This window comes from Brotocaccenecus cirricatena (genome assembly GCF_020687045.1).
Lineage (GTDB): Bacteria > Bacillota > Clostridia > Oscillospirales > Oscillospiraceae > Vescimonas > Vescimonas cirricatena.
Genome location: NZ_JAJEPW010000052.1, coordinates 1 through 20,447 on the forward strand (window position 1 = coordinate 1; position 20,447 = coordinate 20,447).

General features: G+C 53.8%; 20 protein-coding genes and 1 pseudogene. 20 read left to right on the forward strand and 1 reads right to left on the reverse strand.

The features are described from left to right. Positions 1-69 precede the first annotated feature (69 nt). The 19 genes and pseudogenes from LKD37_RS13520 to LKD37_RS13610 all read left to right on the forward strand — a co-directional run. Positions 70-888: pseudogene (locus LKD37_RS13520) on the forward strand (VirD4-like conjugal transfer protein, CD1115 family); the annotation flags it as partial. A 131-nt stretch (positions 889-1,019) separates the two neighbouring features. Then, positions 1,020-1,235 carry a Maff2 family mobile element protein gene (locus tag LKD37_RS13525; protein ID WP_005934794.1) on the forward strand — a complete coding sequence of 72 codons (216 nt, stop codon included), beginning with the start codon at positions 1,020-1,022 and terminating at the stop codon, positions 1,233-1,235. A 39-nt stretch (positions 1,236-1,274) separates the two neighbouring features. After that, a complete protein-coding gene (locus tag LKD37_RS13530; RefSeq protein WP_005934793.1) occupies positions 1,275-2,144 on the forward strand; it encodes a VirB6/TrbL-like conjugal transfer protein, CD1112 family in 870 nt (289 codons plus the stop codon). After that, a complete protein-coding gene (locus LKD37_RS13535; protein ID WP_081027729.1) occupies positions 2,134-2,727 on the forward strand; it encodes an MT-A70 family methyltransferase in 594 nt (197 codons plus the stop codon). Before LKD37_RS13530 ends, LKD37_RS13535 begins: the two co-directional genes overlap by 11 nt. After that, positions 2,715-3,203, forward strand: a complete 489-nt coding sequence (locus tag LKD37_RS13540; protein ID WP_055191581.1) for an XF1762 family protein — start codon at positions 2,715-2,717, stop codon at positions 3,201-3,203. The genes LKD37_RS13535 and LKD37_RS13540 overlap by 13 nt, the downstream gene beginning before the upstream one ends. Continuing rightward, on the forward strand, positions 3,172-3,552 hold the full coding sequence (locus LKD37_RS13545; protein WP_005934790.1) for a PrgI family protein: 381 nt from the start codon (positions 3,172-3,174) through the stop codon (positions 3,550-3,552). Before LKD37_RS13540 ends, LKD37_RS13545 begins: the two co-directional genes overlap by 32 nt. Before the next feature lies 1 nt (position 3,553). Further along, complete coding sequence (locus tag LKD37_RS13550; protein WP_302929687.1) at positions 3,554-5,953, forward strand: VirB4-like conjugal transfer ATPase, CD1110 family; 2,400 nt, start codon at positions 3,554-3,556, stop codon at positions 5,951-5,953. 17 nt (positions 5,954-5,970) lie between these two features. Next, positions 5,971-6,564, forward strand: a complete 594-nt coding sequence (locus LKD37_RS13555) for a nitrogen fixation protein (RefSeq protein WP_302929678.1) — start codon at positions 5,971-5,973, stop codon at positions 6,562-6,564. Positions 6,565-6,605: 41 nt separating this feature from the next. Further along, complete coding sequence (locus LKD37_RS13560; protein WP_302929688.1) at positions 6,606-7,592, forward strand: DNA-methyltransferase; 987 nt, start codon at positions 6,606-6,608, stop codon at positions 7,590-7,592. Continuing rightward, positions 7,592-9,799: a C40 family peptidase gene (locus LKD37_RS13565; RefSeq protein ID WP_302929679.1), complete on the forward strand. Its 2,208-nt coding sequence runs from the start codon at positions 7,592-7,594 to the stop codon at positions 9,797-9,799. Before LKD37_RS13560 ends, LKD37_RS13565 begins: the two co-directional genes overlap by 1 nt. 16 nt (positions 9,800-9,815) lie before the next feature. Next, a complete protein-coding gene (locus LKD37_RS13570; RefSeq protein ID WP_006573549.1) occupies positions 9,816-10,052 on the forward strand; it encodes a DUF4315 family protein in 237 nt (78 codons plus the stop codon). Then, entirely contained in the window at positions 10,045-10,824 is a 780-nt protein-coding gene (locus tag LKD37_RS13575) for a DUF4366 domain-containing protein (protein WP_302929680.1), read from the forward strand. Before LKD37_RS13570 ends, LKD37_RS13575 begins: the two co-directional genes overlap by 8 nt. After that, positions 10,821-12,890 (forward strand): DNA topoisomerase 3, encoded by a 2,070-nt coding sequence (locus LKD37_RS13580; protein ID WP_302929681.1) that lies wholly within the window; start codon positions 10,821-10,823, stop codon positions 12,888-12,890. The genes LKD37_RS13575 and LKD37_RS13580 overlap by 4 nt, the downstream gene beginning before the upstream one ends. Further along, on the forward strand, positions 12,887-13,645 hold the full coding sequence (locus LKD37_RS13585; RefSeq protein WP_302929682.1) for a phosphoadenosine phosphosulfate reductase: 759 nt from the start codon (positions 12,887-12,889) through the stop codon (positions 13,643-13,645). The genes LKD37_RS13580 and LKD37_RS13585 overlap by 4 nt, the downstream gene beginning before the upstream one ends. A gap of 16 nt (positions 13,646-13,661) precedes the next feature. Continuing rightward, complete coding sequence (locus LKD37_RS13590) at positions 13,662-15,551, forward strand: DUF3849 domain-containing protein (protein ID WP_302929683.1); 1,890 nt, start codon at positions 13,662-13,664, stop codon at positions 15,549-15,551. Positions 15,552-15,563: 12 nt separating this feature from the next. Beyond that, positions 15,564-16,757, forward strand: coding sequence for a MutS N-terminal domain-containing protein (locus tag LKD37_RS13595; RefSeq protein WP_302929684.1), 1,194 nt, complete (start codon positions 15,564-15,566; stop codon positions 16,755-16,757). A gap of 1 nt (position 16,758) precedes the next feature. Beyond that, positions 16,759-16,974 carry a transposon-transfer assisting family protein gene (locus tag LKD37_RS13600; protein WP_302929685.1) on the forward strand — a complete coding sequence of 72 codons (216 nt, stop codon included), beginning with the start codon at positions 16,759-16,761 and terminating at the stop codon, positions 16,972-16,974. 13 nt (positions 16,975-16,987) lie between these two features. Next, on the forward strand, positions 16,988-18,760 hold the full coding sequence (locus LKD37_RS13605) for an antirestriction protein ArdA (RefSeq protein ID WP_302929686.1): 1,773 nt from the start codon (positions 16,988-16,990) through the stop codon (positions 18,758-18,760). Further along, positions 18,757-18,978, forward strand: a complete 222-nt coding sequence (locus LKD37_RS13610) for a hypothetical protein (protein ID WP_006573528.1) — start codon at positions 18,757-18,759, stop codon at positions 18,976-18,978. The genes LKD37_RS13605 and LKD37_RS13610 overlap by 4 nt, the downstream gene beginning before the upstream one ends. 153 nt (positions 18,979-19,131) lie before the next feature. Here LKD37_RS13610 and LKD37_RS13615 read toward each other — a convergent pair whose 3' ends face one another. Beyond that, on the reverse strand, positions 19,132-19,461 hold the full coding sequence (locus tag LKD37_RS13615; protein ID WP_006573527.1) for a helix-turn-helix domain-containing protein: 330 nt from the start codon (positions 19,459-19,461) through the stop codon (positions 19,132-19,134). A gap of 151 nt (positions 19,462-19,612) precedes the next feature. Between LKD37_RS13615 and LKD37_RS13620 the strand changes: the two genes are divergently transcribed. Further along, positions 19,613-20,188 carry an SLOG family protein gene (locus LKD37_RS13620; RefSeq protein ID WP_147561347.1) on the forward strand — a complete coding sequence of 192 codons (576 nt, stop codon included), beginning with the start codon at positions 19,613-19,615 and terminating at the stop codon, positions 20,186-20,188. The last annotated feature ends 259 nt before the right edge of the window (positions 20,189-20,447 follow it).

Consider the following 20,447-nt stretch of genomic DNA (forward strand, 5'->3'; position numbering starts at 1 on the left):
GCTCCGTGAGGAAGTCCGCAAAATGTAACTTCTTTTTGAATTTGATGAAAAAGTCCTTGACTTTTCGTCTCTGGCAAAACCGCCAAGTCGATTTTGATTTCCTGCGGTGCAAGGCTTGCGCCCTTCGACATCGCAGAGCTGCGGGAGCTGATGAGCTACGATGAGATGGAGCTGGATACCATCGGAGACCGGAAAACTGCGCTGTTCGTCATCATTTCCGATACAGATGACACCTTCAATTTCGTCGTGGCGATCATGTATTCCCAGCTCTTCAACCTTCTCTGCGACAAAGCAGATGATGTTTACAACGGACGGCTTCCCGTCCATGTTCGCTGTCTGCTGGATGAGTTTGCGAACATCGGTCAAATCCCGAAGTTTGATAAGCTCATCGCAACCATCCGCAGCCGGGAAATCTCGGCGTCAATCATCTTGCAGTCCCAGTCTCAGCTCAAGACCATCTACAAGGATGCGGCTGACACCATCACAGGCAACTGTGACTGCACCCTTTTCCTCGGCGGCAAGGAAAAATCGACCCTCAAAGAAATCAGCGAGGTGTTGGGTAAGGAGACAATCGACCTTTACAACACCTCAGAAACCCGTTCCAACAACAACTCTTATGGCTTGAACTATCAGAAGACCGGCAAGGAATTGATGTCTCAGGACGAGATCGCCGTCATGGACGGAGCTAAGTGTATTTTGCAGCTTCGAGGCGTGAGACCTTTTCTCAGTAACAAATACGACATTACGAAGCATCCAAAATACCGGCAGCTCTCCGACTATGACAAGCGGAACGCCTTTGACATCGAGAAGTACCGGCAGCACAAGCTGGTAGTCAAGCCCGATGACACATTCGACCTCTATGATATGGGCGAGGTCGAAGCGGATTAAAGCCCCGTCGCTGCACTGCGCAGTGGGTAAAGCCTGATGGCTCCCAAAGCAGAACAGCGACGGGGCTTCTTTTTTTATGCCCATTTTCAAAAATACACAACCAATCTTTTTCAAATCAAGGAGGAAAATCTATGGCTTTCATCAATCAGGCTGTCACGGTTCTTCAGACGCTCGTTATCGCCCTCGGCGCAGGTCTCGCAGTGTGGGGTGTTGTCAACCTCATGGAAGGCTACGGCAACGACAACCCCGGCGCCAAGTCTCAGGGCATCAAGCAGCTCATGGCTGGCGGCGGTGTGGTGCTGATCGGCACGACCCTCATCCCCTTGCTCTCCGGTTTGTTCGGCTAATCCACGGCAAGCCCAGCTTAACCGAAGGGTGGTGAAATATTGGGCAGCATTTTAGAAAAGATCGAACAAGCTCTCAAGGATATGCTGATCGGATGGATCGAGAGCAACCTGACCAATATGTTCACCGATGTCAACGAGAAGGTAGGAACGATTGCCGCCGAAGTTGGGCAAACACCGTCCGGCTGGAACGGCGGCGTGTACCAGATGATCCGGGGACTATCCGAAAACGTGATAGTCCCCATCGCTGGTATCATCATCACCTTCGTTTTGTGCTACGAGCTGATTTCCATGATCACCGAGAAAAACAACCTTCACGACATGGACACATGGATGTTCTTCAAGTGGTTTTTCAAGGCGGCTGTGGCGATCTATCTCGTGACACACACGTTTGACATCGTGATGGCAGTATTCGACATCGGGCAGAACGTGGTTTCCGGTGCAGCAGGAGTAATCCACGGCAACACCAGCATTGACATTGACGCGACGATTGCGCAGATGCGTACCGGCATGGAGAACATGGGTGTCGGAGAATTGCTCGGACTGTCGATAGAAACGCTTCTGATCAGCCTGTGCCTCAAAATCATGGCGATCCTCATTACGGTTATTCTCTACGGGCGCATGATTGAGATTTACTGCACCGTGAGCATTGCGCCTATTCCCATCGCAACCATGAGCAACCGCGAATGGGGCAGCATCGGCACGAACTATCTGAAAGGCTTGTTCGCTCTGGCATTTCAGGGCTTTCTCATCATGGTCTGCGTCGGCATCTATGCGGTGCTGATCAACGGCATGATCATCGCAGACAACATTCATTCGGCTCTGTTCTCTGTGGCAGCGTACACGGTCATTCTGTGCTTCTCGCTGTTCAAGACCGGAAGCCTCGCAAAATCCATCTTCCATGCGCACTAAGGAGGTCGGCAGCATGAAGAAGTACAGCATCATCTACGCCGATCCCCCTTGGGCGTATCGGACTTACTCCAAGAAGGGACAGGGGCGGTCGGCAGAAAGCCACTACCCGACGATGTGCATTGAGGACATCAAGGCACTTCCAGTCGGTGAGCTTGCCGCGAAGGACTGCGCCCTGTTTCTCTGGATCACGTTCCCGTGCCTCTGTGAAGCACTCGAAGTGCTGGCGGCATGGGGCTTTTCTTATAAGACCGTGGCTTTTGTATGGGTGAAGCAAAACCGCAGGAACGATGACCTCTTCACCGGCATGGGGTACTGGACGAGGGCAAACGCCGAAATCTGCATCCTTGCCACAAAGGGGCATCCGAAGCGTGTTGACGCCGGTGTGCGTCAGGTCATCCTCAGCCACATCGAAGAGCATTCCAAAAAGCCGGATGAGGCGCGGGAGCGCATTGTTCGGCTCATGGGAGACCTTCCCCGCGTAGAGCTATTTGCCCGTCAGTCCCCCGAAGGCTGGGACGTTTGGGGCAACGAGGTCGAATGCACGGCACATCTTCCAATGGAGGAAACACCATGCTGCGGCTAAAACCCATCTCTCTTCGAGACGCCAACGAGTACGTCCGGAAGCATCACCGACATCACAAGCCGGTTGCCGGTCACAAGTTTTCCATCGGCTGTGAAGCAGACGGTGAGCTTGTCGGTGTAATCATCGCCGGGCGTCCTGTCAGCCGGTATCTGGATGACGGCTTCACATTGGAGGTCACAAGGCTATGCACCAACGGGGCAAAGAACGCTTGCAGCTTTCTCTACGGCGCGGCGGCAAGAGCTGCGGCGGCTATGGGCTATAAGCGCATCATCACCTACACACTGGAAAGTGAAAACGGTGCAAGCCTTCGGGCTTCCGGCTGGATCTGTCAAGGCAAAGCGGGTGGGCTTCGCTGGACAGGCAAGCGTCAGCCGAAGGAGGATCAATATCCCGCACAAATGAAGCTGCGCTACGAGAAGCAGCTTAGAAAGGAGGAAACAGTCAATGGCATTTGTTCCGGTCCCGAAGGATCTTAACCGCGTCAAAACGAAGGTCATGTTCAACCTGACCAAGCGGCAGCTCATTTGTTTTTCCATCGCTGCGGCAGTCGGTGTCCCGATCTTCTTTCTGGCGAAGGCGCATCTCGACTTGTCTACGGCGGCAATGCTGATGGTGGTGATCATGCTCCCGTTCATCTTCTTCGCGCTTTACGAGAAGGACGGACAGCCCGCCGAAAAGTATCTGTACCACATCGTACAGTCCATGTTTATCCGGGACAAGGTGCGTCCCTATCGCACAAACAATCTCTATGCTGAAATTCAGCAGAAAATCAAAGAACAGGAGGAATTGCAGCTTGAACAACAGCACAGCAAAGGCAAAGCCTAAGATGACCGTCAAAAACGGCGTCGTTTACGGCGATGCCCTTTCCGCTCAGGAAAAGAAGCGGATCGTCATGCAGAAGAAAAAGGACAGGAAGGCAAAGAAAGTCCGCAAGTCCGCCCAGCAGACCATTCCCTATGTGGAGATGTGCCGCGACGGTATCTGCAAGGTGAACAGCCGCCTCTACACGAAGTCCATCGCCTTTGAGGACATCAACTACCAGCTTGCGCAGAACGAGGACAAAACTGCCATCTTTGAGAACTGGTGCGACTTTCTGAACTACTTCGATAGCTCGATTTTCGTCCAGCTCTCCTTCATCAATCAGAAGGCAAGCCTCAATGAGTTCCGCAAGCGCATCAACATTCCGGCACAGGAGGACGCCTTCAACGACATCCGCTCCGAGTATTCCGGTATGCTGCAAAGTCAGCTCACCAAGGGCAACAACGGACTGGTCAAGAGGAAGTACATCACCTTCGGCATTGAGGCAGACTCCCTCCGCACGGCAAAGCCGAAGCTCGAACGCATCGAAACCGATATTCTCAATAACTTCAAAACCCTCGGTGTGAGAACCGAGCCGCTGTCCGGCTATGAGCGGCTGAAAGTGCTTCATGATGTGTTCAACATGGACACCAATGAGCCGTTCCGCTTTTCCTTTGACATGGTAGCCCGGACAGGACTCAGCACGAAGGACTTCATCGCGCCCACTTCCTTTGACTTCCGTGAAGGCAAGTGCTTCAAGATGGGCAGAACCATCGGCGCAGTGAGCTTCCTGCAAATCCTCGCGCCGGAACTCAATGACCGTATGCTTGCCGACTTCCTTGAGATGGACAGCAACATCACGGTCAATTTTCATATCCGGACGATTGACCAGGCGAAGGCAATCAAGAGCATCAAGATGAAGATCACCGACCTCGACAAGATGAAGATCGAAGAGCAGAAAAAAGCCGTCCGCTCCGGCTACGACATGGACATCATCCCGTCCGACCTCGCCACCTTCGGCGGTGAGGCGAAGCGTCTGTTGCAGGATCTCCAGACCCGCAATGAGAGACTGTTCCTCGTGACCATCCTCATCATGAACACAGCAACCAACCGCCAGAAGCTCGAAAACGCGGTGTTCCAGACCGCCGCCATTGCCCAAAAGTATAACTGTGCGCTCAAGCGTCTTGACTTCCAGCAGGAAGAAGGGCTGATGTCCTCTCTGCCCATCGGCGTCAATCAGGTGGAAATCGAACGAGGACTGACCACTTCCAGCACAGCGGTTTTTGTGCCGTTCACCACGCAGGAGCTTTTTCAGGGCGGCGAAGCTCTCTACTACGGGCTGAACGCGCTGTCCAACAACATGATCATGGTTGACCGCAAGCAGCTCAAAAACCCCAACGGGCTGATCTTGGGTACGCCCGGTTCTGGTAAGTCCTTCTCCGCAAAGCGCGAAATGACGAACGCCTTCCTCATCACAGAGGATGACATCATCGTCTGCGACCCCGAAGCCGAGTATTTCCCCCTCGTGCAGAAGCTCGGCGGTCAGGTCATCCGCATCTCTCCGGTCAGCACGGATTATATCAATCCGCTGGACATCAACACGAACTACTCCGAAGAGGAAAACCCGCTGACGCTGAAATCCGACTTCATTCTCTCCATGTGTGAGCTGATTGTCGGCGGCAAGGACGGCTTGCAGCCGGTTGAGAAGACCATCATTGACCGCAGCGTCCGCATGGTCTATCAGGAGTTTCTTGCAGACCCCAAACCGGAGAAAATGCCCATTCTTGAAGACCTCTACAACATTCTGAGAAATCAGAAGGAGCCGGAGGCACAGCGCATCGCAACTGCCCTTGAAATCTATGTTCACGGCTCTCTGAACGTCTTCAATCACAGAACGAATGTGGATGTCAACAATCGCTTCGTCTGCTATGACATCCGCGAACTCGGCAAGCAGCTCAAGAAGCTCGGAATGCTCATCGTGCAGGATCAGGTGTGGAACAGAGTTACCATCAACCGCGCCCAGCACAAGGCAACGCGCTACTACATGGACGAGTTCCATCTGCTCTTGAAGGAGGAACAGACCGCCGCGTACAGCGTGGAAATCTGGAAGCGTTTCAGAAAGTGGGGCGGCATTCCGACCGGAATCACGCAGAATGTCAAGGATCTGCTTGCGTCCCGCGAGGTAGAGAACATCTTTGAAAACTCGGATTTTGTCTATCTTCTGAATCAGGCATCCGGTGACCGGCAGATTCTCTCGAAGGCGCTGAACATCTCGCCCAGCCAGCAGAACTACATCACCAATTCCAACGCCGGTGAGGGGCTGATCTTCTATGGCTCGACCATCGTTCCCTTCAAGGACGATTTCCCGAAGGACACCCAGCTTTACCGCATCATGACCACCAAACCCGAAGAAACCGTACAGAACTGATAGGAGGATTTTTGAATATGAACAACAAGATGATTACCATTCCCTACGCGGACGCTATCGAATACGGAGAGAACACCTCCGCACTGTTTAAGGCTCTGTGGGAGCTGACCGATCTGATCCGACTGGAAAGCGATCTCAAGAAGCATCATCGCGCCTACCTCCATGTGAGGGAGGACATCGACGAAAAGGTCAAGGAGGCACGTCAGATTATGACCAAGGTATCTGTGGATATGATCGGTTTCTACTTCAAGATTGATGTTCCCGAAAGCAACAACAGCGATGAGAATACCCCTTTCGCTGACGCGGGTGATGATGAAACCGTTTCTATCCCCAAGGACAAGTATGAGCTGATGATCGACGATCTGCTCACGATGTCCGAAATCATTCAGTGCGTCGCAGATATGCGCACGCAGGATGTGAAGGCAATCCGCGAGTTTGGTAAGTTCGTTCCTGCTTTCGCTGCCTTTGAGAAGAACCGCCTGAGCCTCTATCGTGAGGCGGCGAAGGAAGCCGAGGAAATCTTCGACCGTTGGGCAGACGAGATTGACGATCTCGACGAGGACTTCATTGAAGATGAGGACTATGAGCCGGACGAGTATTACTCCGACTGATGCCCATTGAAATGTTGTCGGGTTTTACAGCCAACATTTCAATGGAAACACAAATCCAACAGAACAGGAGGTACACCACCATACAACTTGACATCATTCATACCGGCGATTGCCTTAAAATCTTGAAAACTCTGCCCGATGACAGCGTTCATTGCTGTGTGACGTCCCCTCCGTATTACGCGCTCCGCGATTACGGCATGGAGGCTCAGATCGGCAGAGAGACAACGCCGAAGGAATATATCTCGCGCCTGACGGAAGTGTTTACCGAAGTCAGGCGCGTTTTGCGTCCGGATGGAACGCTCTGGCTGAACATCTCGGACACCTACGCCGGAAAAGGCAATCAGGGAGATTTTATTGACCCGAAGAACCCCAACGGCAGAAACGGTCAGGCTGTGGCTCTCAACAACAAGGTTGAGGGCTGCAAGCCGAAAGACATGATCGGCATTCCGTGGATGCTGGCTTTTGCCCTCCGCGATACCGGATGGTATCTGCGCAACGACATCATCTGGATGAAGGATAACCCCATGCCGGAGAGCGTCAAAGACCGCTGCGCCCGCTGCTACGAGCATATTTTCCTGTTCTCCAAGTCGAAGAAGTATTTCTTTGACTACAAGGCGATCTCAGAGCCGATTGCTCCCGCAACGGCAGAACGCCTCAAGCGCGGCATGAAGGGCGGCAACAAATACGGCAAGACCGTTCCCGGTCAGCCTCAGCCGCAGTCCATCAACCGCCCGCGTGAGCATGGCGAGATCAAGGACGCAGACATCAATCCGCTCCGCAACAAGCGCGACGTCTGGAAGATCAACACCGTCCCCTTCAAGGGCGGTCACTATGCCGCCTACCCTCCAAAGCTGGTTGAGACCTGTCTGCTTGCCGGTTGTCCCGAAGGCGGTATTGTGCTTGACCCGTTCATGGGAAGCGGCACAACCGGCATGGTTGCCTCACAGATGGGGCGTCATTTCGTCGGCATCGAGCTGAATCCGGCGTACACCGAGCTTGCCTACAAGCGGATTGGGGGTGAAATCTAATGGCGAAGGAACCGGAACTTAAAGCCCGCGACAAGGTAGTCGTGCGGATGACACGAGACGGCGCGGTCGAGAAAAACCTGACGGCTGGCACCGAACAGCGTGTGTCAAAGAGGCTGGAAGATGCAGAGCTGGTGAAGCCCGCTGAGACAGCCGAGCCTTCCGAGGCACTTTCACCGGAGGAACAGAAAAAGGTGCAGATGCGCCGTCAGCAGCGTCAGTTTCAGGCGGAACACGCTGAGGATAACAACACGCAGCCGTCCTCTGAAACGTCTGTCACAGAAGAGAAAAAGCCGGAAAATCCACCCCAGAATGTACCTGAACCGCTGCCCTCGTCGGAAACATCGTTCAAGCCCCCTGTTTTGGAGCAGCGCGGCGTTTCTTCTCATACCGGCACAGTGATTGCCGAAACAGTTGTCACGCACAAGCTGCGCAAGACCTCTGCGGTGGAGGCAGTGGATGCGGATGCTATTCTCACTCAAGCGGCGGAAACCGCCTCTGCAAAGCCGGTCTCGGACGATGCCGCCCCGCCCACGAAGCGGGTGCAGAAGCTCGAAAGGAAGTCCGAGAAGGCGCATGAGCGTCTGGATGCCGCCCGTGAAAAGCTGCCCACGCACAAGGTTCTCAAGAAAGAGCGCGTCTTCGATGAAGAGACCGGCAAGGGCAAAACACGCCTTCATTTTGAGGATGAGCTGAAAAAGCCCAAAGGCAAAGGCAAGCTGCAATTTGAAGCAGATAAAACCGTCCGCAAGGTCGGTGACACCCTCGTCTCCGGCATTCACGGCAAAATCCATGAGGTCGAGCAGGAAAACTCAGCGGTTGAGGCGGCGCATAAAACGGAGATCGCCGCTGAGACTGCCGCTCGGCATTTCAGCCATCATCGGGAAAGCAGCGTCAACAAGCCTTATGAGAAGGTCTCCAAGCTGGAACACAAGGCTGATGTCGCTGATGCAAAGCTCCAATATGAGAAAAATCAGCAGGAGCATCCTGAGATGAAGAAGCAGAACATGAACAAGCACTATCAGAAGCAGAACATCAAGAAGGAATATGCCGCCGCTCGAAATGCCGGTTCTCAGACCGCCGGGACTGCCACAAAGAATACCGGCAAGAAGCTCGGTGAGAAGGCGTCCGACAAGATCAAGGAGTTCTTTGAGAAGAACAAGAAGGTCTTCATCTGGATCGGCGTCGGAATTGCCCTTCTCGTTTTGCTCGGTGCCGGAATCAGCTCGTGTTCGATGCTCACCTCTACCGGCTCGTCGGTTATCGCTTCCTCTTATCTCAGTGAGGATGACGCGATGCTGGGCGCGGAGGCGCAGTATTGCCGGATGGAGCAAGAGTTGCAACGCTATCTGGATAACTACGAAAGCACCCATGACTATGACAAGTATCACTTTGATCTGGACGATATTGAGCATGACCCCTATGTGCTGATCTCCATTCTCTCGGCTCTCCATGAGGGCGAGTTCACGCTGGATGAGGTGCAGGGTACGCTTCAAATGCTGTTTGAGAAGCAGTACATCCTCACCGAAGAGGTCATCGTCGAAACCAGATACCGCACGGAGACCGACACATGGACGGATGCAGACGGCAACACGCACACGGAAACCTATCGCGTCTCGTATGACTACTACATCTGCAACGTGAAGCTCGAAAACTTCAACCTCTCCCATGTCCCGGTCTACATCATGGGGCAGGAACAGCTCTCCATGTATGCGACGTATATGTCTGTGCTGGGCAACCGTGAGGATCTGTTCGGTGACTCTCCCTATGTGGACAAGTACATCACCAATCCTCCCGCCGACTACGATGTCAACCCGGAATACTTGAACGACGAGAAGTTTGCGACACTGATCACCGAGGCGGAAAAGTATCTCGGCTATCCGTATGTGTGGGGCGGCTCCAATCCCGACACATCCTTCGACTGCTCCGGCTTCGTCAGCTACGTTCTCACAAACAGCGGACTTGTGAATACCGGGCGGTTGGGCGCACAGGGACTTTACAACGTCTGTACGTCGGTTTCAAAGGCGAATGCACAGCCCGGTGATCTCATCTTTTTCGTCGGGACGTATGACACCCCCGGCGTGTCTCACGTCGGCATCTACGTTGGTGATGGCGTCATGATCCACTGCGGCGATCCCATTCAGTACACATCTATCAACTCTTCCTATTGGCAGCAGCATTTCTACGCCTTCGGAAGACCCGCCTATTAAAAGAAAGGAGTTTTGCATGAATCCCAAGTATCAGAAAGTCCTCTCCGACATCGAGAAGGCTGAAAAGAAGAAGTCCGAAATCGAAGGACAGCTCAAGGAGCTGTACGACAAGAAGACGGAGCTGGAAAACCTTGAAATCATCAACACCGTGCGCTCTATGGTGATGGACAAGGATCAGATCATGGCGTTCCTGTCTTCCATGAAGGGCGGCACCAAGCCCGCTGAAAATACGGAGGTAATCGACAATGCGTAAGAAGTTTCGTTTTCTGACCATCCTTGCGGTCTGCGTCATGGTTCTGTCCTGCTTCTCTGTCACGGCGTTTGCCTACGCCGATGATACCGAGCAGAACCTTCCCGTTACGGATGCAACCCAGCCGGAACAGCAGCCCGCAGTCACTCCCGCCACTGAAAAGCCGAAGGGTGAGCCGATTGACGATGAGGGCAACGCCTACACCCGCGACTTGCTCTATGACAAGGCAACCAACAAGCAGTTCATCACTGTTCAGACGAAGAACGGCAACACCTTCTTCATTGTCATCGACTACGATGCGCCCATCAACGAGGATGAGGAACAGTATCAGACGTACTTCCTCAACATGGTCGATGAAAGCGACCTGCTTGCGCTGCTGGATGAAGATACTGCGGCTGCGCTGACCACCTGTAACTGCAAAGAAAAATGTGCTGCCGGTCAGGTCAACACCGACTGCCCGGTCTGCAAGAATAACATGAGCGAATGCACCGGCACAGCTCCCGTTATGCCTGAGCCGGACAAGGATGCAGAAACCGACGTTCCTGCTCCCAAGCCCGAAAAGAAATCCAATGTCGGTATGGTTCTTATCGTCTTCGTCCTTGTTGGAGCTGCGGGCGCGGCGTATTACTACATCAAGTTCGTCAAGGGCAGAAAGCCCAAGGATGAGGATATGGACTTCTTCGATGATGAAGGCTACGAGGAAGAGCCGTACATCAACGAGGATGAAGAGCCGCAGATTGCGGAGGATGCTGAAACGGATGGTGATGAAGATTGATCTTAGTCATTGCTGAAAAGCCCAGCGTTGCCCAGTCCATCGCAAAGGTGTTGGGCGCGACGTCCCGCAAGGACGGCTACATGGAGGGCGGCAATTACATCGTTTCGTGGTGCTTCGGTCATCTGGTGGAGCTGGCAGACGCCAGCTCCTACAATGAGCGGTATGCCAAGTGGCGGTATGACGATCTCCCCATTGTTCCGGAAAGCTGGATGTTCGAGGTCACGAAGGACAAAGCACAGCAGTTCAAGGTGCTGTCCGCTCTCATGAAGGACAAGCGCGTCACCGAGCTGGTCTGCGCAACCGATGCAGGACGCGAGGGTGAGCTGATCTTCCGGCTGGTCTACGACAAAGCCGGATGCACCAAGTCCTTCAAGCGTCTGTGGATCAGCTCGTTGGAGGACTCCGCCATCCGCGAAGGCTTCACCCATCTCCGGGACGGCAAGGAATATGACCGTCTCTATGAAGCGGCACTCAGCCGCTCGAAGGCGGACTGGATTGTCGGTATCAACGGCACCCGCCTGTTTACCACGCTCTATCACAAGAAGCTGGTGGTTGGGCGCGTCCAGACGCCGACCCTTGCAATGCTGGTGGAGCGCGACGGGAAAATCTCCACGTTCCAGAAGGAGAAGTATTTCAACGTCCATGTCGGCAAGGGCGATCTGACCGCCGATCTGGAAAAGGTTAAAACCGAAGAGGAAGCAAAAAGAATTGCGGCGGCTTGCGAGAAAAAGCAAGCCGTCGTTTCTTCTCTCAAGCGGGAGACGAAAACCGTCAATCCTCCGAGGCTCTATGATCTGACCACCTTGCAGCGCGAGGCAAACCGATATTACGGCTTCACCGCCCAGCAGACGCTCGATCTCGTACAAACACTCTACGAAAAGAATCTCCTGACCTATCCGCGCACGGACAGCCAGTTCATCACGGACGATATGGAGGACACCGCCCGTCAGGTTATTTCTATCGTCTGCCGCCAGCTTCCGCTTTTCTCCGGTGTTTCGGTTACTCCGGACATTGCCCGCGTAACCGACAACAGCAAGGTCACAGATCACCATGCCATTCTCCCGACCGTCCAGCTTGAAAAGCAGGATGTTTTCGCGCTTCCTCAGTCGGAACAGAAAATCCTCAATCTTGTCGGGATGCGCCTTCTGTGTGCGACCGGAGAGAAGCACACCTACGCAGAAACGCAGATCACGCTCTCCTGCGAGGGCTATGCGTTCATAACCAAGGGCAAGACCGTCGTTCAAAACGGCTGGAAAGCCGTCGAAGAGCTGTTCAAGGCTTCCCTCAAGACGAAGGAAAAGGACGATCCCGTAAAGTCCCTGCCCGAAGTCCACGAGGGCGATGTTCTGGAGGGTGTGTCTGCCAGTATCACCGAACACTTCACAACGCCTCCGAAGCAGTACACGGAAGATACGCTCCTGTCTGCAATGGAGACTGCCGGAAATGATCAGTTCGACGATGACACCGAGAAGAAAGGTCTTGGAACACCCGCGACCCGCGCCGGTATCATTGAGAAGCTGGTGAAATCCGGCTTTGCAGAGCGTAAAGGCAAATCCCTCATTCCCACGAAGGACGGCTGCAACCTTGTCTGTGTTCTGCCGGAACAGATCACCTCTCCCGCAATGACAGCAGAATGGGAAAACACGCTCATGGAGATTGAGCGCGGCAATGCGGATGCAGACGCCTTCCTCAGCGGCATTGTCCGGATGACCGGCGACCTCGTGAAAGCCTACCCGTTTCTCTCCGATGCCGAAGCCCAGCGTTTCGGCACGGGCAAGGAGGAAATCGGCAAATGTCCCCGCTGCGGCTCTCCGGTCTACGTCGGCAAGGGCAATTTCTACTGCTCGAACAAGGAATGCTCCTTCTGCCTGTGGGAAGACAACAAGTTCTTTTCCAGCAAGAAAAAGAAGCTGACCAAGAAGATTGCAAAGGAGCTGCTGGACAAGGGCTGGTGCCGCGTGACCGGGCTTTACACGCCGAAGAAGCCTCAGCTCTATGATGCGGTGATTCGTCTGGATGACAGCGGCGGCAAATACGTCAGCTTCAAGATGGAGTTTGAGCGATGACCCGCCCAAAGTATGTTGCTTCATGTAGCGGAGGCAAAGACAGCGTAGCGACGCTCCTGCTGGCTGCACAGCACAATGAGCCGCTGGACGAGGCGGTTTTCAGTGAGGTCATGTTCGACAAAAACACAAGCGGCGAAGTCCCGGAACACCGGGACTTCATTTATGACCGGCTCAAGCCCTTCTGCGAAAAGGAGCTGGGCATCAAGTTCACCATTCTCCATGCGGACAAGACCTACGATGAGGTGTTCCATCATGTCATCACCCGCGGACCGCACAAGGGCGAGGTTCGCGGTTTTGCGTGGGCCGGGATGTGCGCGGTCAATCGGGACTGCAAAATCCCGCCCGTCCGAAAGTACAATGCCGCGCTTTCTCCGGACACCGTGAGCTATGTCGGCATCGCGGAGGATGAACCCAAACGCCTTGCGCGTCTGGACGGCGTGAAGAAGGTCAGTCTGCTTGCCAAGTACGGCATGACCGAGGTTGACGCCTACAAGCTCTGTCAGGAACACGGGCTGCTTTCCCCAATCTACACTCACTGCCGGAGAAACGGCTGCTGGTTCTGTCCCAACGCCAGTGACTCGGAGCTGCTGCACATGGTCACAAAGCACCCGGATATGTTTGACCGGCTGATTGAATGGGAGAACGAGGATAACATCTTCCATCGTCGGATGACGCGCAGAGAAACCCCGTCTGAGGTAAAGGCTCGTTTACTGAGCAAATCCCAGACGGGGTTTCCTTCGCCCAAAAGCAAATAAGAAATGGAGGTTTGAGATGGCTGAAAACAAAAATGCACAGCAAGTCCGCGAAATCACGGACAAGCTGGAACAGGGCATCAAGGAGCTTTTTGAATCCGAGCGGTTCAAGGAATATCTCCGCACGATGTCCAAGTTCTACAACTATTCCTTCAACAACACGCTGCTCATTGCGATGCAGAAGCCGGAGGCAACCTATGTTGCCGGTTATACCTCGTGGCAGCGCAACTTTGACCGTCAGGTCATGAAGGGCGAAAAGGGCATCAAGATTCTTGCACCCGCGCCGTACAAGGCGCAGGAAGAGCGTGAGAAGATTGATCCTTTGACGCAGAAGCCGGTGATCGGCGCAGATGGGAAGGCTGTCACGGAAACGGTTGAGGTCCTGCGTCCTGCCTTCAAGGTGGTAAGTGTCTTTGATGTTTCCCAGACGGACGGCAAGGAGCTTCCGGACATTATCGTCGATGAGCTGAAAGGCACCGTCGAAAACTACGAGGCGTTCTTCGACGCGCTCAGGCAGGAATCTCCCGTCCCTATTTCCTTTGAGGACATTCCGGGCGGCGCAAAGGGATTCTTCTCGCCGGTTGAAAGCCGCATTGCCATTCAGGAGGGCATGAGCGAAATCCAGACGGTCAAAACCGCCATTCACGAGATCGCCCACGCAAAGCTCCACGCCGTCAAGCCGGATGAGAAAGCCGCGCCAGAAGATAAGAAGGATCGGCATACCAAGGAGGTTGAGGCGGAGAGCGTTGCCTACACCGTCTGCCAGCGTTACGGCATTGAAACCTCGGACTATTCCTTCGGCTACATCGCCGGTTGGTCATCCGGCAAGGAAACCAAGGAACTGAAAAGCTCTCTGGGCACCATCCGCAAGACGGCGGCTGAGATGATCGAGGGCATTGACGCCAAGCTCAAGGTGCTGCTGGCAGAGAAAGCACAGTCCGCAGAGATGGAAGTCGAAGCTCCCGTAAAGGAAGCTGTTCCGGAGGAAAAGCCGGAAGTCCCCATTTACCGCGAGACGGCGAATTATGCCTATGAAGCTGGTGAGCTGGAGTCATATCGTGCTTCTCTCGCTGCAAACGTGGAATGTCGCCGTGCGATTGAGGCGGCAATCAGTTCTAACTACGGAGACAACCGGCTGGATGCGGATGCTGCCGTGAAAAGCATCCTTGAGCAGTTCTCTCCGGAGCGCGTCCGGTATGTCCTCGCAAATACCATTCAGCAGAAAGACTTTGATGGGCGCATTCCCCAGCCCCTCAAGGAATGGGCGAAGAGCGTTGATGTCTGCCCGGAGAACGCCTCCCGCTTCCTTGTGGATAAACCCAATCCCGGACTGACCGCACTTTTCGTCGATGCGTTCCGCCAGCAGACCGAAGTGCAGAAGGAAGTCATGCCTGAGAAAGCAGTGGAAAGAGACCCGGAGGTCGTTGCATGGGAGAACGATGAGATTACCTCGATTGAGGTAAAAACCGTGGAGGTCAAGTCTCCCGTTGCCTCCATGCCGGAGGAAGCCGCGCAAGCACCGAAAGCGCACCGCCTGACTGCCGAAGAGAAGGAAATCAAAGCCGCAGTCATGGACACGCTCAAGGGGCAGATTGCCTATAACAATGACGGAATGCGGGCGTCCTATCGCGCCTCCAATCACTCCTTCAATCTGCTGGCACGGAACGGCGTCAGGATCGAGGGTAACACGGTCACGCAGAACGGTGAGCCGCTGTTCAAAATCCATCGCCGTCATGCGGCGAGGAAAACACAGGGGTGTTACCGTGAGCTGATGCCGACGCTGGAATATGTCAGGCAGGAGCAGAAGCAGGAAAAGCCCTCCATCCGTGATCAGCTCAGGACTGCTGCAAAACAGCAGCCGGAGAAGAAGCCTCCGGTCAAATCCAAAACGCACGACATGGAGTTGTGAGAAAGGAGACGCATGAAGAAATACACAGACATTGACATCGTTGCGGAGCTGCAGAAGCTCGTGGACAGTCATGTGGACAGCTACAAGGAAGACTTCGACATCGACAAGCGCATCATCCGCCGCGCCGCCGAAAGCCAGAATCCCGAAGACAAGACGCTGATGTGGTTCTGCCGCCCGCATGGAACACACTGCCTCAATGAAAATCAGGTCTTTATTCAGGGAACGCGGGATCACAACACCTTCCGTTTCTATGCGGAGCAGACCTACGACGAGTGCGTTGCCCGCGTCATTGTCCCGAAAACCGTCAAGCGCGGCAAGGTGTTCGGAGATGTCTTTGAGATCAACTACCGGGAACAGGCGGCAAATGTGGCGCAGAACGCGGTTGCGCCGGATCATGACCGGCTGACCTTTGCGGATGGCTTTGTGCTGGAAGCCCCCTGCCGCAGCAGCTTCGATGAGGCAATGGCTTTGGTTAGTGAGCATGGCGGCGTACAAGCCCACCGGACGCTCCCAAAGGATGCGGAGGCTCTGTCAGAAGTGTTGACCAAGCAGAAAAGCCGCCGTGACAGACTGCCGGAGGCAGAGAGGACAGAGGTGCTTTCGCCGCTACCCGTCGCAGAACTCCGCAAGTACGAGGCAGTCAAAAAGGCGCATCCCGACGCGCTGGTCTGCTTTGCTCAGAACGGCTATTTTGAGCTGTACGGCAAGGACGCGGAAAAAGCTGCCCCCTTGCTCGGCACAAAGCTCCTTGAAAAGAAGGTGCGCGGCAAGCCTTCCGTGCCGGTTACTGGTTTCCGTGAAAGCGCATGGGTAGCCGGTTCTCATAAGCTCTGGAAGTCTGGCGTGGATGTCTTTCTCAGCAAGGACGGCGAGACCTTCAAGGAACTCAAAGCCGCAGATTACATTCCTGTCGGTGCGACACTGAATGTGGATGGGATCAAGTGCAGAATTGACGCGGTTGATTTTGCCGCCGATGAAGTCCGGCTGACCAACATCGAGGACAAGAACCGCCCCATCCGCTTTTCTGAGAGCATCCAGTATGTCCGCTCCTATGTGGAAGATGCCGGAACTGCCATCTACGACACCATCCCGAAGAAGCCCGCTGCCCGCGAATCCATCCGCGACAAGCTGAAATCCGCACAGAAAGCCCAGCCACCTCACACGACGAAGCCGCAGAAAAACAAAGGAAAGGATATGGAACTCTGATATGAAAAACTTTACCGTGGAAGAAATCAACCTGATGTGCTGCTTCAACACGTCCAGCCGGAAGCGGCTGATTGACGATATGAAGAGCGTCACTCTGAACGACGTGGACGGTGAGATCGCAGAGCTGATGTATAAGACCGTCCGGAAGCTCGAAGCCATGACCGATGCTGAGTTTGAGGAACTGTATATCATGCCGGACGGCATGATGGATGACTGAAAGGAGGATGCCTATGCCCGTATTAGACGGTGATTTTGAAGCCTTCGTCACGAACCTTGGCAAGTACAACGAGGGTATGCTGATCGGTGAGTGGGTGAAGCTGCCCACCACCGAGGAAGAGATGCAGAAAGTCTTTGAGCGCATCGGGATCGGCAAGCAGGATGATTTCGGTCAGCCCTATGAAGAGTGGTTTATCACCGACTACGAATGCCCGATCTATGGCGTTCAGAAGATGCTTGGCGAGTACGAGAGCCTTGATAAGCTCAACTACCTTGCCGCCTTGATTGACGAGCTTTCCCTGAGCGATCAGGAAAAGCTCGCTGCCATTATGGAGGCTGGCTGCGATGAGGTCAGCGACATCGACGATCTCATCAACCTGACGTTCAATCTGGACTGCTACGACATCATGCCCGGTATCAACGACGAATCCGACCTCGGCTATTATTACGCACACGAAGCCGGTATCTACTCCGAAAAGGATCTCGGTCCTCTGGCAAACTACATCGACTATGAACGCTATGGGCGCGACATTGCGATGGATGAGCAGGGACGCTTCACCGATGAGGGCTATGTCCGTGTCGCAAGCGAGAGGTGGGACAGGCAGTTTGACGGTGAGCTTGACGATATTCCCGACGAATACCGGATTACCGGCTCAGGGGAAGCCGCCGAGCGTGACAGCACTATCGCCGTTCTCGTCGTTGAGCCGGGAAAGGAGCCTTATGTGAAGGAGATTGACTCCGGTCTGGAGTCCTTGCAGCATGAGGTCGGCGGCTACATCGAGGCAATTTATCCCTACGAAGACCCGGTTGCCTTAGTCTGTAATGAGGAAGGCAAGCTGGAAGGTCTGCCCCTGAACCGCGCTTTGCGAGATGAGGACGGTGACATCTACGACGTTGTTGCCGGAACATTCATGGTAGTTGGATTGACGGATGACAGCTTCGGCTCTCTGACCGTAGAGCAAATGCAGAAGTTTTCCGACCTCTTCAAAGTTCCGGAGCAGTTTGTTAAGTTGGGCGATAAGATTGTTGCGATCCCCATGATCTCGAAGGAGCAGCAGAAGCAGGAAGCTACCGAGCAGAAGGACTTTGAGATGAATGCCGACACCTCCGGTCTGACGGTTGCCGGTCACATCGGGACGTGGCACACCATTGACCAGCACGAAGTCGGCGGTCACAGCTTTTATCTGATGGAGCATGACACCTACGGCGATGAAGCTGCCTGTGTCATTGTCGATGAGCGCGGCAAACTCGTCCTTGATGATGTCTACAACGGCTTTGACGATGACACACTCCGCCTTCTTGACCTTGAAGTCAAAGAAGTGCCGGAAATGCCCGATCCCGCGCTCTCCGTTCAGGATATGAAGGACTACGGCTACGCATGGGCTGGCGTTCTTCCCGCCGGTCAGGAGGCGGCTGAGAAGGCTTTGGAGAAGGGCTGCGAGGTTTACCGTCTCTATTCCGATAACACCGAGGGCTTGTGCGTAGATGCCAAGGAGATTGCCGATCATGCGGCAAAGGGCGGAATGCTCGGTATCAGCAAGGAAAGCTGGATGGCGGCACTTGAGAAGGAAAACTACCTCAAGGCAGCGGAGATGTCGATGGAGGATGACTACGGCATGATTGACGGGATCATCAACAACGGTCCGAAGGAAGACAAGACCGCAGAGGTCAAAGCCCCCGAAAGGGGCGAAAAGTCCTCCATCATGGACAGGCTCAAGTCTGCAAAGGCTGAAAAGCAGAAGGAATGCTGCCCTCCCAAAAAGCACAAAGGAGAGATTGAGCTGTGAGCAGAAGTCAGAAATGGCGGCAGGAGTGGTCGTTCTTCATCGGGGACAGCGGACGCCGGAAGTATAACCGCTTCTGCGTCCGCTGCGTCCATAGCTGCAAGCAGAGCTTCCGTGCGGATCTCATCGCCTGTCCGCACTTCTCCCGCAAGGCATCGAGGTGTAGACAGTTAGGGGTCGAAAAAGCCTGTGATTGCAAGCCTCAGAGCGGCGCAAATTGACCAGCCTAAGTGATTGTATTCCCTGCGCAGTTTCTTCTTTAGCGCGGAAATAAGTGTCGATTTCGGCACTTGTTTGAATGCCCGGAAAACGAACCAAAAGCCTCTGTCGATGCCCGTTTTGGGTGTCGGCAGAGGCTCTTTTTTTATGACATATTATGACATATTCAAAATAGCGGACAGCAGCTCTTGAACCTGTTGCCGGTATTCCGGCTTTATATCCGAAATACGTCTGGCAAGCGCAAGGGCTTCCGCTTCTGGCTCATCGGTCCCAAAGATAATTCGGTCCGCACTGACGCCCAGCAAACGGCAAAGACGCTGCAAGGCTTCAAGAGAAATACCGGAAGCACCACGCTCAATAGCGCTCAGGTGATTCGGCGTCATGCCAAGCATTTCTGAGAGCGTGTCCTGCGTATAGCCCGCCTGTTCTCTTGCCACTTGAATATTGCCGCCGATTTCAATATTGATGTCCTTCTTCTCTCGCATAGCCTCACCACCTTTGCATTTAGTGTACCTAACGGCGGTGTCATTATCCACGGCACGCCGTCGTTAATTTTACTAACGACAATGCGTTGACTGTCCGTGATGAGGGTGATAGAATGGAGTTACCTACCAAAAGAGTGAAAGAAGGGGTGTCATGTCGCGCATTATTGAGTTTAGAAAGTCTGCTCAAAAAGCTGAAAAGCAATCCGTTCAAGGCAAGACTTGTGCGTTTACCGGTCATAGACCGCAGAGTCTTCCGTTCGGCTTTGATGAATCCGATAAGCGTTGTACTTCTTTGAAATCTGTTATGCGGGATCAGATTGTAGCACTCATCGAGAACGAGGGCGTCACGCATTTTATTACCGGCATGGCTCTTGGCGTCGATATGTACGCTGCGGAAATTGTACTCGATTTGAAATCAAAATACCCTCACATTACTCTGGAAAGTGCAATCCCTTGTGAGACACAAGCGATCAAATGGTCTGTGGCTTCACGGGAACGGTATTATAATATCGCGGCAAAGTGTGACAAGGAGACCATGCTGCAACGGGAGTACACGTCGGACTGCATGGACAAGAGAAATCGGTACATGGTCGATCACGCCGATTATATTCTCGCAGTATGGAATGGATGTCCCAGCGGTACCGGGAATACCGTGAGATATGCCCACAAAAAGGGCAAGACCGTCATCGTCATCAATCCGGTTTCCCTTGATGTCACGCGGGAATAAGGCAAAAAAATCCCTTCTGAATCAAGCGTTGTGAAAACCGTGAAGTATTTCCCGATAGCGAATACTCATTGCACTGCTCAGTGATTATTGGAAACGTGTACGGCGTATGCTGCCCAGTGAACATCTCCATGGAACACATCGAATTTTCGCGGCATCGCAAAACGGAAAGTGTCACCTTATGGACAGTCCATTGCCGAGGGAAAAATAAATCGCTGGAAACGGGAACGCCCCCGGCACTGTGCGTCTGGCACAGTGTCGG

Bases quoted from the DNA above. Each gene is read 5' to 3' on its own strand.
- LKD37_RS13540 (WP_055191581.1), top strand. From the start codon at position 2,715: ATGCTGCGGCTAAAACCCATCTCTCTTCGAGACGCCAACGAGTACGTC.
- LKD37_RS13570 (WP_006573549.1), top strand. From the start codon at position 9,816: ATGAATCCCAAGTATCAGAAAGTCCTCTCCGACATCGAGAAGGCTGAA.
- LKD37_RS13525 (WP_005934794.1), top strand. From the start codon at position 1,020: ATGGCTTTCATCAATCAGGCTGTCACGGTTCTTCAGACGCTCGTTATC.
- LKD37_RS13535 (WP_081027729.1), top strand. From the start codon at position 2,134: ATGCGCACTAAGGAGGTCGGCAGCATGAAGAAGTACAGCATCATCTAC.
- LKD37_RS13545 (WP_005934790.1), top strand. From the start codon at position 3,172: ATGGCATTTGTTCCGGTCCCGAAGGATCTTAACCGCGTCAAAACGAAG.
- LKD37_RS13590 (WP_302929683.1), top strand. From the start codon at position 13,662: ATGGCTGAAAACAAAAATGCACAGCAAGTCCGCGAAATCACGGACAAG.
- LKD37_RS13595 (WP_302929684.1), top strand. From the start codon at position 15,564: ATGAAGAAATACACAGACATTGACATCGTTGCGGAGCTGCAGAAGCTC.
- LKD37_RS13605 (WP_302929686.1), top strand. From the start codon at position 16,988: ATGCCCGTATTAGACGGTGATTTTGAAGCCTTCGTCACGAACCTTGGC.
- LKD37_RS13560 (WP_302929688.1), top strand. From the start codon at position 6,606: ATGGAAACACAAATCCAACAGAACAGGAGGTACACCACCATACAACTT.
- LKD37_RS13565 (WP_302929679.1), top strand. From the start codon at position 7,592: ATGGCGAAGGAACCGGAACTTAAAGCCCGCGACAAGGTAGTCGTGCGG.
- LKD37_RS13555 (WP_302929678.1), top strand. From the start codon at position 5,971: ATGAACAACAAGATGATTACCATTCCCTACGCGGACGCTATCGAATAC.
- LKD37_RS13585 (WP_302929682.1), top strand. From the start codon at position 12,887: ATGACCCGCCCAAAGTATGTTGCTTCATGTAGCGGAGGCAAAGACAGC.
- LKD37_RS13550 (WP_302929687.1), top strand. From the start codon at position 3,554: ATGACCGTCAAAAACGGCGTCGTTTACGGCGATGCCCTTTCCGCTCAG.
- LKD37_RS13620 (WP_147561347.1), top strand. From the start codon at position 19,613: ATGTCGCGCATTATTGAGTTTAGAAAGTCTGCTCAAAAAGCTGAAAAG.
- LKD37_RS13600 (WP_302929685.1), top strand. From the start codon at position 16,759: ATGAAAAACTTTACCGTGGAAGAAATCAACCTGATGTGCTGCTTCAAC.
- LKD37_RS13575 (WP_302929680.1), top strand. From the start codon at position 10,045: ATGCGTAAGAAGTTTCGTTTTCTGACCATCCTTGCGGTCTGCGTCATG.
- LKD37_RS13615 (WP_006573527.1), bottom strand. From the start codon at position 19,461: ATGCGAGAGAAGAAGGACATCAATATTGAAATCGGCGGCAATATTCAA.